Here is a 16,705-nt window from a genome sequence, read left to right on the forward strand (position 1 = left end):
TTATCAATTTTTAGAAATTTCGCTAAACAAATTCGTTAGAAGCTATATAATGCCTTGTTTTGTTGTATACTAATGCATAAATGAGGAGGGAGTAAAGTCATGATTCATCAAATTGGACAAGTCATGTTATATGTTAACGACCAAGATGCTGCAGTTAAATTTTGGACAGAAAAAGTAGGATTTATTATTATAAATGAGCAGGAGGAGGCTGGAATGCGTTGGATTGAAATTGCGCCAGCGAGGGAAGCTCAAACATCCTTTGTGCTACACAATAAAGAAATCATTGCTAAAATGCAGCCAGAATTAAATTTGGGAACACCCTCTATTATGTTTTACGCTGACCAAATTGAAGAGATGTACCAGGATTTTCAGGCAAAGGGCATTAAGGTGGGCGATTTAGTCATGATGCCGATGGGTAGAGTCTTTAATTTTGCGGATCCAGAAAACAATTACTTTGCATTAGTTGAAAAATAATAATAAATGAGGAAATCTGCTTATTTTTGTTGTGAATTAATTAAAAAATAAGCAGATTCTTGTTTGGTTTCTTCTTATATAAATGTTAGTTAGTTCTCTATGCTAAATCTTCTCCGAAAATACTAACTGTTTGTCGATCTACTACAAATTCATGGCCATCCCATTTTAAAATATTTTCCACATACCCTAAGCCATCTGCATGGTACCTACCTGCAATCTCTTGATAAGCTAAAATTTCATATGTCCCATCCCGATCATAATCAACAGGATATAATCCGCTAATGGGGTCAACCCAACCCTCAATCGGTTGCTTTAATGTTCCATCCGGATGATAGATTTCTGCTAAATATTCAGGCCCTTTATAGTGTAGATCAATTATATATTTTTTTGCAGGTGTCTTACTTTGAACAATTGCCTTATAGTTGTTGGCATAATTGACAGTATAGTGGAGCTTATTATTAAATGATTCTGTGTCAAAAATGGAGTGTACTTGATTATTGGTAGAGGAGAATATTTCCCCGTTAATAATTCCTCCGCTACCTCCTGTATCAGAAATAACCAAAATATCTTCTATATGATTACCAGTAAAATCTCCTAGAAAAATGGTTGGGTTATAACCCACATTTTCTTTTAGCGGGATTTGTTCAATTCGCCCTGTTTGCCCATAAAAAATGGTTAAGGTTAGGTTTTCCCATAAAGGGCTACCAGTCTTTTGAGTCCCCATTAAAAAAATCGTTTCAAAGAAGCCATCCCCATTAATATCTCCAAATTTAGTTTGAATAACCTGTGGTGCTAAATGGGATGCGTAGCCTGCCCCTTGCGCAGAATTTATGTTATTAGTCATATATACACCTCTTTCATAGTCTTAGCATATGTTGTAAAAAAAGCTTGGTGCATAAAAATTCGAAGAGGTCTAAATCATATTAAACAGACAAAAAAACTTAAATTTAACCCATTGACATTTTTAAAGGTGAAAAGTAATATAAATGTCAACGTATCAGAAAATTCAGTACCAGATGCTATCTCACTACAAATTTGTAGCGCGGGATTTTTTTTATTATTAATTCTTAGTAAATATATAAGATTTATATATATTGGGAAGAAGGAGATTTTTTGAAGAATTTATTTGTTAAAACGGAGCAACAACGATTTTGGTTAGATAAGTTAGAAGCCATCTCAAATCCTATTAAGGCTGAGGCAGCTGAGGTAGATGAACAATCTCGTTTCCCGTTCGAAGCGCATCGACTACTCAAGGAAATTGGTTATCCGCAGCTTACTTTACCGAAACAATATGGAGGAGAGGGCCTATCAGTCTATGACATGGTACTTGTACAAGAAACATTAGCAAGCTATGACGAGAATGCCTCGCTCTCCCTCGGATGGACATTAGGTGTTGTTGGCGAGATATATGATACTAAATTATGGAAAAAGGATGCATTAACGGCATTCGCGGAGGAAATAAAGAAAGGCGCCATGATTAATAGGGCTGTAAGTGAAGCAGCAACTGGGAGCCCAACACGTGGGGGAAAACCAGGAACAAATGCTGTTTCTATAAAAGACGGATGGCGCATAAATGGACGCAAAATTTTTACAACAGCTTCTCCAGTGTTAGATTATTTCCTCACTTCTGCTTGGATTGAAGAAAAGCAACAAATTGGTTTCTTCCTCATCCATAAAGATTCAATAGGATTAACGATTGAAGAGAATTGGGAAATGTCTGCAATGCGAGGCACTAGCAGCCATGATCTTGTATTAAAAGATGTCGTTGTGGCTAAAGAGCATTTAGTCGAATTACCAAGTCATCCTAGTGGCGGTAAGATAAATGGCTGGATATTACATATACCAGCCACATACCTAGGCATTGCACAAGCTGCCCGTGACTATGCTGTACATTTTGCCAATCATCATCAACCTAATAGCTTGAATGCTCCAATTAGTACATTACCGAATGTACAACAGCTTTTAGGGGACATAGAGTTGAAGCTTCATCAAGCACGCTTTGTTTTATATGGGGTAGCTGAGGCATACGATGATCCAGCAAGACGCGTCATTTTAACAAATGAAATGGCTGTTGCTAAACATACCGTAACGAATATCGCAATTGACATTGTTGATAAGGCGATGCGTGTAGTCGGGGCGAAAAGCTTACAATTGTCAAACCCGCTACAGCGCTATTATCGAAATGTACGTGCAGGGCTTCATAATCCGCCAATGGATGATATGACCATAATTAAATTAGCAACGGCTGCTATTGAACAGCAGAAATTAAATGACCATTAATAATAATGTGGATAATAAGGAGAAATGTTATATGAAGAAGAATAAGATATTACAATTTGCCATGATTGGATTAGCTTCTATCGCACTTTTAGCGGGCTGTAATTCTGGAGAATCAGCTGATAAGAATGCAGATGATGGTGGCAAAGTTCGTACAGTCAAAGTTGCCTACGATCAGGCCTCAAAGCCTATTAGTTATATAGATGATAATGGAAATCCAACAGGTTATGACGTAGAGGTAATGAAATTAGTAGATGAATTATTACCTGACTATAAATTTGAATATGTAGGAACGACAAGTGATGATTTATTAATTGGTGTAGAGCAAGGAAAATATCAAGTTGGGGTGAAAAACGCATTCTTTACACAGGAACGCACAGAGAAATTTATTTTCCCAAAGGAATTTTTGGGATTAAGTAGTGCAGGACTAGTATTACGTAAAGAAGATGAAGGGATAAAGACGTTAGCTGATTTTGCGAAAAAGGGCTATTCGTTGGCACCTATTGCAGCTAATAACGCGCAATACACAATTATTGATGAGTATAATACTGCCAACCCTGACAATAAAGTAAAACTTCAAGCTGGTGACGCATTTACGGTTGACGTTGTGCAGTGGGTAAATGAAGGGCGCGTCGATGGTGGCGTGATGATTGAGGGGCCTTTTAAACAGCAAGTACTTGCAGAAGATGGACCATATAATAACTTGAAAGATGAAGTAGTCTATAATGAGTTTTCTGTTATTAAAACGTGGCCTCTTTTCAATAAAAAAGAACAAGAATTTGCTGATGCCTACGATAAAGCCATCGCTCAAATTAAAGAACAGAAGAAAACAAACGAATTGAGCACGAAATTCTATGGCCGTGATTTATTTGAAGTGTTGGAATCTGTTAATCGTTAATTTAATGCATATTGACCATTATTAAGGCTGTTGAGGCTGGCACGCTCAGCAGTCTTTATTCATAAAACAAAAGTTGGTGAGGAAATGGATAAATACTTTGACGCGACCTATATTTGGAGCGCGATCCCCGTCTTATTACCGTTTTTAAAAATCACGTTTTTAGTTGCAGGGTCCTCTATTGTCTTAGGCACAATATTTGGCTTATTACTAGCAGCCGCTAAGCTCTCTTCTGTTAAGCTATTACGAAAATTAGCGAACCTGTATACAACAATTATGCGATGTACACCATCCATTGTTTTATTATTCCTTGTTTATTATGGTGTACCAGCATTAGCTGAAAACTTTGGTCTCAATCTCCATTCCATTGAAACGGCTATTTTCGTGGTAGTAACATTCACATTACAATTTGCAGCAATTATGTCAGAGGTGATGCGATCGGCTTATTTAGCCATTCCAAAAGGGCAGTTTGAAGCAGCTGTTAGTGTAGGGTTAACACCTATACAAGCTTACCGAAGAATCATTTTCCCACAGGCGCTTGTCGTTGCATTACCGAACTTTGGAAATGGCATGATTGCTTTATTACAGGAAGGTGCCTTGGCCTATACAATCGGATTAATTGATATTGTGGGGAAGGCCAATTTAATTATAGCTAGTAATATTAATGCTCATGCCTTAGAGATTTATATTGCCTTGGCTATTATTTATTGGGTACTATCTATTATTATTGAAAAAATATTTTCTATATTAGAAAAGGTATTTGGTAGGGGTAAAAAGACCTTAGAAACAACGTAAGGAGGCGTAACCATGAATTATCAATTTTTATTTGAAACATTTTTTGTTGCATTATCAGGTGTTCCCATCGCACTCCTTGTCACAGTTGTAGCTTTGCTCATTGCTCTGCCACTAGGATTTTTGCTGGCGTTAACAAGGATAAATAAAATTCCAGTTATACATCATATAGCAAAAATTTATGTATCTTTTGTGAGAGGAACACCTATTATTATACAAATTTTTATTATTTATAGTAGTATTCCGCTTATGCTAAAAGTTATTTTTGAAAAATATCATATTACGTATGATATATATAAAATCAATCCAATCTGGTATGCATTTATCGTGTTCGCATTTAGTTCAACAGCCATATTAATAGAAGTATTTCGTTCTGCGTTAAGTACCATTGAAAAGGGACAACTGGAGGCAGCATATTCAATAGGTTTGACAACATTCCAAGCGTATACCCGAATCATTATTCCTCAAGCATTAGTTGTTGCGCTACCGAATATATGTACAGCGACAGTCAATTTGATTAAAGCAACTTCCCTAGGGTACGCAATGTCTTTACCTGAAATCACACTGAAGGCAAAGGTTGCTGCAAATGTCGGCTACAATTACGTGGAAGCCTATCTTGATATCTTTATTGTGTATTTAATTTTATGTAGCACCGTCGAATACTTGTTCAAGCGATATGAAAAATATTTAAGCAAATATAAAGCGGCAAATGCCTAAGGGGTGAATGAGCATGTTAGAAATTAAAAATATTCATAAATCATTTGGTGAAAATGAAATTCTAAAGGGTGTAGATTTAGCTATTGATCAAGGTGATGTAGTCGTTATTCTAGGTCCTAGTGGCTCAGGAAAAACAACATTATTACGTTGTATCAATTTTTTAGAGAAAGCAGATCAAGGACATGCGACATTTGGAGACATTGAAGTGGATTTTCAACATGTAAAGAAAAAAGACGTACATGCAATTCGCCAGCGTGTAGCATTTGTTTTCCAAAATTATAATCTTTTCACGAATAAAACAGCATTAGAAAATGTCACAGAGGGACTAATTATTGGAAGGAAAGTTCCTAAGGCAGAGGCAGTAGAAATTGGCAAAAAGGCTCTTGATAAAGTAGGCTTATCTGAAAAATATGACGCATATCCAAGTCAGTTATCCGGAGGTCAGCAACAACGGGTAGGGATTGCGCGGGCGGTAGCGTTGAATCCGGATATTATTTTATTCGATGAACCAACGTCTGCACTTGACCCTGAATTAGTCGGTGAGGTCCTACAGGTCATGAAAAATATTGCAGCTGAGGGGACAACAATGCTTGTGGTGACACATGAAATGGGTTTTGCAAAAGATGTAGCAAATCGTGTGATTTTCATGGACGGAGGCGTTGTCGTAGAGGAAGGTAGCCCTCATGATATTTTTGTTAGCCCGAAAGAGGAACGGACGAAGAGATTTTTAAAACGTGTCATTCCAGAAGACTATACGTTCTATATATAACGAGGATAATTTCCATTCAGACTCAGCTCCAATGTATGCTCAAAGAGATGGTTGAGAGCGGGAGATATAGACCTGAATGGAAATCCCTTCGTTTATTCAGCAATAATGAAACACCTTTCTATGATTGAAGGAAGTACGTTAATTTGTTAATAGAATAAATGTGCAGCTCATGCATAGCTCTTGTGCAGGCTGTATAGAAATAATTACGCTCTGTTTCACGTGAATAGTTGGCGGCGGATGCATTATAGATAAGAACTGCATCAAATTCAATCCCCTTTGCCATATAGGCAGGGAGTAATAATATCCCTTTTTTAAATTGCTTAGTATTGTGAGTAATGAGCTGAATATCAACGTGATTGCTTAATTGTTCAAAAACCGCAGAACATTCCGCTGCGGTTTTACAAATAACAGCAATTGTTTCAAATTTATGAGCTAGCGTGTTAATGCTCTGGATAATCTGTTGGTTTAACTCCAATTCATTTGGCAAAATTGTAATCGTAGGTTCTAGCCCATTTCGGTTAAAGGCCTCTACTTCACTACCATCATTTAAAATTTTAGCCGTGAGCTGAATGATTTGCTTTGTCGAACGATAGCTTTTTGTTAAAATCATCTTTTCTGCATGCTCACCATATAATTGAGGGTCGAGCAGAGAAGGATTATCAAAGGTATGCGGATGAATGGTTTGATGTCCATCGCCTAAAATGGTCATACGAGCTTTAGGGAATAACTGCTGTAAGACAGTTAGTTGGAATGGTGAATAATCTTGTGCTTCATCAATTAATACATGGCGAATGGTCGTATTTGTCTGCTGTCCTTCAATTTTATCCTGTAAATATAAAAATGGAGCTGCATCTTCATAAGAAATCCATCGTTTTGCTAAATTAGGAAGAGTGTTTTGGCAGATGTCCTCCCAATTGTCTGGCACAAGCCGCTGAAATTCTTGATAGAGAGTATTAGACATATCAAAGAGTTGACGATAGGTACCTAATATATGGACGAATCTTAATTGATTGACAGAGTTTCGTAATGGTTTAAAATGCTTTTTTACAATTTGTCTCGCTAATTTTTTGCGTTCATGATCAAAATCATCAAATGAGTTTTCTGTATAGCGTCCCTCATATAAGAGCTCACTGTAAGACTTGGAGTAGTCTTCCTTGTCTAATAGCTCAGTAGCTTCTTCTACCCAATCCTTCATACGTTCAGTTCTTTCAATTTTGGTTAATTGCTGTAATAACCATTCCTTCACTAATTGTAGGCGATTTGGTATCGACATGGAGGATGGGAAAGAATAAAAGTATTCCGTAATTTCCTGTGCAGTAATAATTCGTTCCCCACGAAAAACAATATTTTTAAATAATAAGCCTTTGTTTGACAAATAGCTTACATATTGGTCGATCAATTGTTTGTAAGTCAGGCTGGCTTTAAAAGATATACTATTTAATTTTGTTAAATATTGTGCCTCATCTTTTTCTGTTAAAAGATCTTCCAGTTGCTCATAAGGATATTCTAATTGGAACTGACGACCTAAACGCTTTTCAGCATACTCAATAAATGTTAGTTGTTGCATATTATCTTCACCTAAATCAGGTAACACAGTGTGAACATATTGATTAAAAAGCTGATTAGGTGTAATCAGTAGAATTTGATCTGCCGTCATTTCATTACGATATCGGTATAATAAATAAGCAACCCGTTGGAGAGCAACGGCCGTTTTACCACTTCCTGCAACACCCTCTACTATGAGGTAACGTGAGTGGATATGGCGAATAATTTTATTTTGTTCGGCTTGAATAGTTGCAACGATACTGCGAATATGCTCGTTTGCATTTTGTGCAAGGATATCAAGCAATAAGTCATCACCAATGGTAAGACCTGTATTAAACATCGATTGTAGCTGTCCGTTTTTAATAATAAATTGCCGTTTAAGTAGCATCTCTCCGTGAATGTTTTCCGTCGTAGTTTCGTAGGAAGCCTCACCAGGTGTGCAATCATAATACATACTAGAAATGGGTGCACGCCAGTCATAAATGATGATGTTTTCATCTAGCTCATCCAAAAGTGTGGCAACACCTATATAAATTTTTAGAGGTTCAGAATGCTCGCTTTGTAAAAAATCAATTCGTGCAAAATAGGGTGACTGCTGTAAACGTTCATAAACCTTCGCATTTCGAATCGCCCTTTGCTGTGCAAGTTCTGAATCTGAAAGAAGCTCTACTTGTTGCTTAATGGCAAAAAAGGTTTCATCAACATCCTCAGCAGTATCTAAATTGACTCTGACATCGTTCCAGAAAGTTTTTTTGATGGAGACAGCATTTTCTTTAAACCCTTTTTCTTTAAGCAGTAATTCCTTCATTTTGTCATCAATGATAGTTAAACAATGCTCAAGGTGCTGCTTTTCTTCAATCCATTCATTTTGATTTTCCAACGTTTACTCACATTCCTTTCCATAGTTTTTATTTTCGTTCGGCATGAACCCTTACCTATATAGATGGTGGGATGTAGGTAATTGTGATTCCTTTTCAATGGTTGAACACTGATTCTTTGAATAAATAGAAAAGTCTTCCAATGTAATTATCTCAAGGAGATTTGGTATGGTGATTGAATCAGGAAATTTATCATACATCTACTTCAGTAAGAAGTATAGTCTAGTAATTTTTGTAAATTTGTGATACAATAATGGTATAAGTTGATAAAATATTGATATGCATAGACTGCTCTACGAAAAGGTGGAGCAGTCTTTTTTATATGTAGAAAAGTCCCCAATTATTCCTCCTTTTAAAGAAATGATTATTAATTATGTTTCCTATTCATCAAAATATATTTATTTGAATTATCAAAATATATTGACATTTTGTATTCTATTTTTTATTCTTGTGTATAAAGTTTCCGTTATTCGGAACGTGTTTCCGTTAAACGGAAAATGATGGGTGTATAAACCCTTGCTTAATTGCTACGTTGTCTATGTCTCGGTTCAAAGAATAATAAATAGTAGGGGGAGACAGTTATGGTAAACCTGCATCAAGAAAAAAAAGAAGATGAACCACGTATAAAGGGAATTAATGCATTTGTATTAATGTTTATTATTATTTTGGTTATGTCGTTATTGACCTATATTTTACCGGCAGGACAGTATGAAAGAGTTGAGAGTAATGGGAGAATGATTGTTGATCCTGAGTCCTTTCAATATATAAGCTCAAATCCCGTTGGTTTTCTAGAAATATTTAATAGTGTGCATTTGGGGATGCTTGAAGGGGCTCCTATTATTTTGTTCGTCTTTTTATTTGGTGGAGCTTTAGGGATCATGCAAAAAACTGGTGCTATTGATTCGTTTATTAAAGTAATGGCTTCTAAGTTTGGGAAGAAAGAGTACGTATTAATCCCTATTCTCGTATTAATATTTGCAAGTTTAGGAACATTAATTGGCTCTGCGGAGGATACGCTTGTATATATAGCCATTATTATCCCTTTAACGATGGCGCTAGGGATGGATGCGATGACAGGTTTTGCGATTGTCATGCTCGGTACACTAGCAACAGGCTTTACATCGGGCATTACAAACCCTTTTAACATTGGTGTTGCTCAAACGATTGCCGAGCTTCCGATGTATTCAGGGATGTCCTATCGAATAGTCGTGTTTGTTGTATTTTATATGTTGACAGTCCTTTTTATATATAAACATGCAAAAAAAGTAAAAGTTGATCCATCCCAAGGGATTTATGGCAAGTTTAATCCGGAGGAAAGTATAAAAATAGATTTGGACTTTAAGATAAGTACACGACATTTACTAGCATTATTCGTACTACTAGGTAATTTTGTTGCACTAATTGTAGGGGTAATAAAATTCCAATGGTATATAAGTGAAATTGGCGGAATTTTTCTACTAAGCAGTATTATTATGTCTATTATATGTAAGATTGGACCGAATAAAATGGCTGAAGGATTTATTACCGGCGCCCGAGATATGGTAGAAGGGGCTTTAATCATCGGATTTGCCCAAACCATTTTAGTGATTACGACGAATGGAGGGTTAATTGATACTATTCTGCATTTTGTTTCTAATGCAGTAAGTGTTCTACCAGCTTCTATAAATGCAGTAGGGATGTTTTTACTTCAGCTCTGCTTGAATTTCTTAGTGCCTTCTGGAAGTGGACAAGCGGCCTTAACAATGCCAATCATGACACCTTTAGCAGACTTAATTGGTGTAACTAGGCAGACAGCTGTACTGGCTTTCCAATTTGGTGATGGTATTTCCAATATGGTTATTCCAACGAGTGGGGTTTTATTAGCAGGATTAGCAATAGCGGGTATCCCATTTTCAAAATGGGTCAGATGGGTATTTCCTTATTTCCTTATACAGACAAGCTTAGCAATTATCTTATTAGTTATTGCACATCTCATAAACTATGGACCATTTTAATCATATAAATTATATAGTAGGAGTGATTAGATTGATAGAAGCAGTGGATTTAAAACAACAAGTAATTAAATGGCGTCGTCATTTGCATATGTATCCAGAATTATCACATCAGGAGCATGGGACAGCCCAATATATTTATAATCAACTAGTAACGTTTCCACATTTAGAGGTGAAGCGTTTAACAGAGACGAGTGTCTGTGCATTTTTAAAGGGTACGAAAAAGGATAATAAGGGGCACACCATTTTACTACGAGCTGATATTGATGCATTGCCGATTGAAGAAGAAACGGATTTATTTTTTAAATCAACCAATCCGGGAGTCATGCATGCGTGTGGCCATGATGCCCATCCAGCGATGCTCCTTGGTGCAGCAAAAGCATTGGCTGAGCGTGGGACTGATTTTTGTGGAGAAATTCGTTTTGTTTTTCAGCATGCTGAAGAGGTGACGCCTGGAGGAGCTGCTCAACTAGTAGCCCTAGGAATTGTAGAACATGTCGATTATGCCTTTGCACTACATGTGAGCCCTGATTATGAGGTAGGACAATTTGCTATGAAAGACGGTAAATTTACTGCAGCAGCAGATGATTTTGAAATTAAAATCTACGGTAGGGGTGGCCATGCTTCTACACCTGAGGTCGCTATAGATCCTTTACTTATTGGTTCTGAAATAGTTGTAGCTCTGCAAACCATTGTGTCACGTAAAGTACCGAGTACACATGCGCCTGTTTTAACGGTGGCAAAATTTCATTGTGGAACGGCATTAAATATTATTGCAGACACAGCAGAGCTAGGTGGAACGATTCGTTCACTAGATCCTACGATTCGTGTAGATGCGCGAAAACATTTAGAAAAGATCGCTACAAGTATCGCTTCTATGCATGGTGCAAAGGTTGAAATTACATGGGAGCTAGGGTGTCCCTCTGTAACAAATGATAAAGAATTAACAGCATTATCCCGCCGTATAGCTGGAGAAATAGTTGGAGATACAGGTGTGAAGGAATTACCTGGACCAATGTTTGGAACAGAGGATTTCGCCGATTTTTCAGAAGTTGTTCCTTCATCGATGCAATTTATAGGGGTACATAACGTAGAGTTTGGAGATGCGTACCCATTACACCATCCTCGTTTTAAAATTGATGAAGAAGCTCTTATGTATGGTGTTCGTTACTTTGAAAATATTGCACGAACACTATGCCCATAAAGGGAAAAGTAAGCTAAAAATAATTTGTTTAAAAGGCATGAGTGCGGTATAGTACATGACTCATGCCTTTTAAAATGCTTATAAGGATGTATTGAAAAGCACTAAAGGATTGTTTATCTTATACGATATAGAAACTTGAAGGGAGGTGAAAAAGAGATGAAGGTAATTTTCACAGTTGGATTACCTGGAAGTGGAAAAAGCACATTTGTGAAGCAGCTAGCAAAAAAAGAAAATGCCGTTGTCCTTTCGAGTGATGCTATACGTCAGGAGCTATTTGGTGACGCAACAAAACAGAAATCACGTCAGGTTTTTCGTACACTATATGAGCGTCTTAATGACCTTGTGGCAAAGGGTTATACGGTCATTGTAGATGCTACCAATATTGAACGGGAACGGAGGATATTTGCACTACGTAAATTGCCAACCTCGGTTAGGAAGGAATGCTATTATTTTGACACCCCCTACTCCATATGTGTAGCTAGAAACCAACAACGAAAGAGAAATGTACCGTTAGTGGTGATGGAGAAAATAAGCAAGCATTTAGAATTTCCGACGGTGGGAGAAGGATTTGATGAAGTGCATATCGTACATGAATCAAGCCCCTATGCAATTTCCCGACAACAATTTATTTCGCTTATTCAACGTGAGCCCAATTATGAGGAGCTTTTTCAAACACTTCGAGTAATTCCACTTTTTAAAGAGATTTATCAATTCAATCAAGAAAATCCACATCACCAATTTCTATTATGTCAGCATACTTATTTTGTCTTTTCCTATATCAATGAATACTATTCGGAAAGTGATAAGCTGGCATTACAAATAGCAGCATTATTCCATGATGTTGGTAAACCATTTTGTAAAAAATATAAGCCGCTGCAACAACGATATGGCTATTATGGTCATGAAAACGTATCAGCACAAATCGTTTGTCATTTTTTATTAGAATTGGGCTTTGAAGTGGATTTTGTATTAAAGGTCGTCTATTTAGTTCAATTTCATATGCTAATCCAGTATGGTGGCGATAGAGGGGGAAGTGAAATATATCATTTATTAGATGGGGATTTATTAACAAGGCTTTACTTTTTCCGTGAGGCTGACCAGTTTGCGAAATAAACAATAGAGAAAGGAGTGTAAATATGACGAAATTAATGAAATACCCAAGAAGCTTTCATTTACCATGGAGCAGAGGCTATACCCATGATGACAAGGTTGCTAAAAATGTGAATCATTTTATTGGGAAAGAGGTTGTTGTCACTGAAAAGCTAGATGGAGAAGGAACAACGCTGTACAAGGACTATATGCATGCTAGAAGCATCCATTCAGCTAACCATCCTTCTAGACATTGGGTTAAAACATTCCATGCTAGTTTTTCTTATCAGATCCCAGATAGTTGGCGACTATGTGGAGAAAATATGTATGCTAAGCATTCTATATATTATCAGGCACTAACAAGTTATTTTTATTTATTTAGTATTTGGAATGAAGATAATATTTGTTTAAGTTGGGATGAGACGGTTGCCTTTGCGGAAAAATTAGGCGTTGAAACGGTGCCTGTTTTATACAGAGGGATTTTCGACGAGAATAAAATAAAACGAATGTTTACTGGGAAATCAATGTTTGATGGTGAACAAGAGGGGTATGTCATTCGAAATGCCGAATCCTTTCATTATGATGATTTTCAGTATAATTTGGGCAAATTTGTGAGACCTCACCATGTTCAAACAAGTGAACACTGGCTACAAGAAAAAGTAATACCTAACCGTTTAAAATAAAAGTAATTTCATTCATTTATGAAAAGGACTGAGAAAAATGTAATACTTCATAGAATCAATCAACCATAGTATATTATGAGGAAGTTGCTAGGCTGCATATCCCTTTCATCTAGGGATTACAGGTTCGATCCCTGTCATCCTCCATCCAAAAAAGAACTCTCGTCACTAGTACGAGAGTTCTTTTTTATTATTTAGTGTAATTATCGAAATAGCCTTGAATGTAAATCATAGGCGTTCCTTTGTCTCCTGAACCTGATGTTAAATCAGATAGGGAGCCGATAAGGTCAGTTAAGCGGCGAGGTGTTGTTCCTTGTGCAGCCATTTGACCTGTTAAATCTTCATCTTTATTTTGAATATATTCAGAAATAGCAGCTTTTAACTCTTCTCCTCGAAGATCAGCAAAGTCATTGTCTGCTAAATATTTTAATTTAACCTCGTTAGGAGTTCCGTTTAATCCGGCTGTGAAGGCTGGAGAAACAACAGGATCTGCTAACTCCCAAATCTTACCCACAGGATCTTTGAATGCACCATCTCCGTAAATCATAACTTCTACAGTTTTTCCTGTAGCTTCTTTGATTTTAGCTTGGATACCGTCAACAATCGGCTGGCAAGTATGTGGGAACAACTTAATACTATCTTCTGTAGCCTTGTTAGAGCCAAGTAGACCATATTCAGCATTGAAACCAGAACCATTGATGGATTCAGCTAAAATATTATCAAGGCTATAAACTTTTTCAGCACCGTTTGCTGTTAAAATGCGCTTTGTGCGGAAACGTGAGTGAATATCACATGTTAGGACACTCTTTGTATAGTCTAAAATGGTTTTTGGATTATTGGAGAAGATGACCTCACATGTAGCCCCTTCTGCTTCAATTAACTCTTTATAGTATTCAATATAATCTACACCAGTAAATGTGTGCTTTTTAAAGCCGAAATGCTCACGGAATTCCACTTCATTTAATGTATCTGTCCAAGGATTAATGCCTTTTACATCTAACTCATCGATATCGACAAGATGATTGCCAACTTCATCAGATGGGTAGCTTAGCATTAAGACAACCTTTTTAACGCCTTTAGCAATACCTCGTAAGCAGTTAGCAAAACGATTTCGACTTAAAATAGGGAAAATAACTCCTACAGTATCATTGCCGAATTTCGCTGCTACGTCCACAGCGATATCATCAATTGTTGCGTAGTTCCCTTGTGCACGTGCTACTACTGACTCAGTTACGGTCACAATATCTCGATCTTCAATAGTGTAACCCTCTATTTTCGCAGCATTTAACACCGTATCTACAACAATTTGTTCAATATGATCGCCTTCGTTAATAATAGGACCACGAAGACCTCTTACAACTGTACCGATTACACGTTCCAACTTAATCTCTCCTCATTTAACTTTGATGTAAAATCCATATGATTTTACTATACGCCTCACTCATGATATAAGTAAAATTAATAGTTCATATACTAGCTATAAGGGGTGCTTATATGATAGGGAAATTAGATTTATACCGTGTTTTTAGTGTTGTAGCTAAAAATAATAGCTTTTCAAGAGCAGCCAAGGTTTTATATATGACTCAGCCTGCTGTTAGCCAAGCTATGATGCAACTGGAAAAAGAGCTGGGTACACGTCTTTTTAATCGAACGCCTAAGGGTGTAACTTTGACAACAGAGGGCAGTCTGCTATTTGAATATACGAATTCGGCTTTAGGACTTTTAGATGCGGGTGAAGAAAAGTTATTAGAATTTAAAAATTTAACAACCGGGCAACTAAAGATTGGCGTAGGAGATACGATTTCACGTTTTTTCCTTATGCCTTATTTAGAAGCATTCCATACGATGTACCCGAATATTAAGTTGGAAATGTTAAATGGTACTACCACTGAAATTTGCAATTTTATTAAATCGGGTGAGGTGGACATTGGTTTTTGTAATTTTCCCATAGAGGACTCGACATTACAGTTAACGGTATGTACGGATATTCAAGATATTTTTGTCTGTGGCGAGAAATATAAGACACTGGCTTCTAAAAGTTTAAGCTATGAGGATCTGTTAAAATTCCCGCTTATTTTCCTAGAGAAAAAATCGAATTCACGAAAATATGTAGAGGATTTTTTATTATCACGAGGGGTCCATATTGAACCTGAGTTTGAGTTAGGTTCACATGATCTTGTATTAGAATTTGCCCGTAGTAATTTAGGAATCGCATGTGTTACAAAGGAGTTTTCGAAGGATTATCTACACAGAGGACTTCTATACGAATTATCTTTAAATGGAAATATTCCACCCAGGACTATAGGGATGTGCTTTTTAAAGACAGTACCCCTTTCTAGAGCGGCGACCAAATTTGTCGAAATCATTGAACATAAACGTTTTAATACTAGAAGAAGCATCAAAAAAGCTTAGCGACGGGAAGCGTCACTAAGCTTTTTTTGATAATACCTCAATTAATATATCAACATTCCGCTTATTTTTCATAGTTGGCGAACAAAGATAAGAAAATGTCCGCATAAAATGCTGTTCTTCAAGGGTCAGAATCGCCATATCGCCATTTTTTAACTCACGCTCAATGACACACGCAGACAGTAAGGAAAGCCCAAGTCCTTGCATAACGCTTTCTTTAACTCCCTGATTACTACTAATAGTTAACAATGATTGAATCTGTAAACCATTGGCTCTAAATAAATGATCTAAATAATAACGCGTGCCAGAGCCTTCCTCACGCGCAACCCAGCTTTGCTGTTGAAGATTGTCTGCAGTAATGGGCTGTTGCTTTGTTAGAGGATGATTGCTAGCACTGACAATAAATAACTCATCCTGCATAAATGGCTTTATTAAAAGTTCATTGTCATGAGCCTGTCCTTCTATCAGGCCAATATCAACTTGCAATAATTTTGTATATTGAATGATTTCTTTCGTATTACCAATAATAATTTGAAGCTCAAGTTGTGGGAAGCGTTGTTGCAAGCTAGCGATAATAGGAGGCAGTATGTATTCTCCTATAGTAAAACTGGCACCTATGACGAGTGTCCCTTGTACTTCTTGATGATAGGCTGCAATGTCTTCCTTAGCAGCCTCAGTTATCGCCATAATCTGCTTAGCCCGTTTATAGAGAATTTCACCAGTTGGTGTAATTTGTACAGATTTTGGCGATCGAATAAATAAAGTAGTTTGTAATTCCTGCTCAAGGTTTTTAATGTGTAAGCTGACACTTGGCTGTGAAATATGAAGTATTTCTGATGCTTTTGTAAAATTATTGACCTCTACCAGTGTGATGAACGTTTTTAAAGCCTCATATTGCATATTTACACCTCTATAATTAGAAATTTTAATAGTAACAATTATATATATGTATTTTACTAATAGTGTACTTTTTAATAAAGTAGTA

General features: G+C 36.7%; 15 protein-coding genes. 11 read left to right on the forward strand and 4 right to left on the reverse strand.

The features are described 5' to 3' along the window. The first annotated feature begins 99 nt into the window (after positions 1-99). Positions 100-474 (forward strand): VOC family protein, encoded by a 375-nt coding sequence (locus AC3CH7_RS21045; protein WP_012296135.1) that lies wholly within the window; start codon positions 100-102, stop codon positions 472-474. Between the two features lie 97 nt (positions 475-571). Here the strand turns inward: AC3CH7_RS21045 and AC3CH7_RS21050 are convergent, their stop codons facing one another. Further along, entirely contained in the window at positions 572-1,318 is a 747-nt protein-coding gene (locus tag AC3CH7_RS21050) for a hypothetical protein (RefSeq protein WP_099805444.1), read from the reverse strand. Between the two features lie 269 nt (positions 1,319-1,587). On the opposite strand from AC3CH7_RS21050, the gene AC3CH7_RS21055 reads away from it, so the two are divergent. The 5 genes from AC3CH7_RS21055 (at position 1,588) to AC3CH7_RS21075 (ending at position 5,924) form a co-directional block, all read left to right on the forward strand. Continuing rightward, positions 1,588-2,754 (forward strand): acyl-CoA dehydrogenase family protein, encoded by a 1,167-nt coding sequence (locus AC3CH7_RS21055; protein ID WP_197223665.1) that lies wholly within the window; start codon positions 1,588-1,590, stop codon positions 2,752-2,754. Positions 2,755-2,785: 31 nt separating this feature from the next. Continuing rightward, positions 2,786-3,649 carry a transporter substrate-binding domain-containing protein gene (locus tag AC3CH7_RS21060; RefSeq protein WP_012296132.1) on the forward strand — a complete coding sequence of 288 codons (864 nt, stop codon included), beginning with the start codon at positions 2,786-2,788 and terminating at the stop codon, positions 3,647-3,649. 84 nt (positions 3,650-3,733) lie between these two features. Next, positions 3,734-4,441, forward strand: a complete 708-nt coding sequence (locus AC3CH7_RS21065; protein WP_031416758.1) for an amino acid ABC transporter permease — start codon at positions 3,734-3,736, stop codon at positions 4,439-4,441. A 12-nt stretch (positions 4,442-4,453) separates the two neighbouring features. Then, a complete protein-coding gene (locus tag AC3CH7_RS21070) occupies positions 4,454-5,155 on the forward strand; it encodes an amino acid ABC transporter permease (RefSeq protein ID WP_012296130.1) in 702 nt (233 codons plus the stop codon). Positions 5,156-5,168: 13 nt separating this feature from the next. After that, positions 5,169-5,924, forward strand: a complete 756-nt coding sequence (locus tag AC3CH7_RS21075; protein ID WP_012296129.1) for an amino acid ABC transporter ATP-binding protein — start codon at positions 5,169-5,171, stop codon at positions 5,922-5,924. A 118-nt stretch (positions 5,925-6,042) separates the two neighbouring features. Here the strand turns inward: AC3CH7_RS21075 and helD are convergent, their stop codons facing one another. Further along, a complete protein-coding gene (gene helD, locus AC3CH7_RS21080; RefSeq protein ID WP_012296128.1) occupies positions 6,043-8,349 on the reverse strand; it encodes an RNA polymerase recycling motor HelD in 2,307 nt (768 codons plus the stop codon). 579 nt (positions 8,350-8,928) lie between these two features. Here helD and AC3CH7_RS21085 point away from each other — a divergent pair. The 4 genes from AC3CH7_RS21085 (at position 8,929) to AC3CH7_RS21100 (ending at position 13,314) form a co-directional block, all read left to right on the forward strand. Next, positions 8,929-10,341: a YfcC family protein gene (locus AC3CH7_RS21085; protein ID WP_036217775.1), complete on the forward strand. Its 1,413-nt coding sequence runs from the start codon at positions 8,929-8,931 to the stop codon at positions 10,339-10,341. A gap of 31 nt (positions 10,342-10,372) precedes the next feature. After that, positions 10,373-11,542, forward strand: coding sequence for a M20 metallopeptidase family protein (locus AC3CH7_RS21090; protein ID WP_236249583.1), 1,170 nt, complete (start codon positions 10,373-10,375; stop codon positions 11,540-11,542). 156 nt (positions 11,543-11,698) lie between these two features. Next, positions 11,699-12,655 (forward strand): AAA family ATPase, encoded by a 957-nt coding sequence (locus AC3CH7_RS21095; protein WP_197223666.1) that lies wholly within the window; start codon positions 11,699-11,701, stop codon positions 12,653-12,655. A gap of 23 nt (positions 12,656-12,678) precedes the next feature. Beyond that, the gene (locus AC3CH7_RS21100; protein ID WP_012296123.1) at positions 12,679-13,314 is read left to right on the forward strand and encodes an RNA ligase family protein; all 636 of its coding nucleotides are present in this window, start codon (positions 12,679-12,681) and stop codon (positions 13,312-13,314) included. Positions 13,315-13,501: 187 nt separating this feature from the next. On the opposite strand, the gene AC3CH7_RS21105 is transcribed toward AC3CH7_RS21100, so the two are convergent. Continuing rightward, positions 13,502-14,692, reverse strand: coding sequence for a coenzyme F420-0:L-glutamate ligase (locus tag AC3CH7_RS21105; protein WP_012296122.1), 1,191 nt, complete (start codon positions 14,690-14,692; stop codon positions 13,502-13,504). A gap of 113 nt (positions 14,693-14,805) precedes the next feature. Between AC3CH7_RS21105 and AC3CH7_RS21110 the strand changes: the two genes are divergently transcribed. Beyond that, entirely contained in the window at positions 14,806-15,723 is a 918-nt protein-coding gene (locus AC3CH7_RS21110) for a LysR family transcriptional regulator (RefSeq protein ID WP_488381871.1), read from the forward strand. A gap of 15 nt (positions 15,724-15,738) precedes the next feature. Here AC3CH7_RS21110 and AC3CH7_RS21115 read toward each other — a convergent pair whose 3' ends face one another. After that, positions 15,739-16,620: a LysR family transcriptional regulator gene (locus AC3CH7_RS21115; RefSeq protein WP_031416752.1), complete on the reverse strand. Its 882-nt coding sequence runs from the start codon at positions 16,618-16,620 to the stop codon at positions 15,739-15,741. Positions 16,621-16,705 lie beyond the last annotated feature (85 nt).

The organism is Lysinibacillus sp. F12, assembly GCF_057773605.1.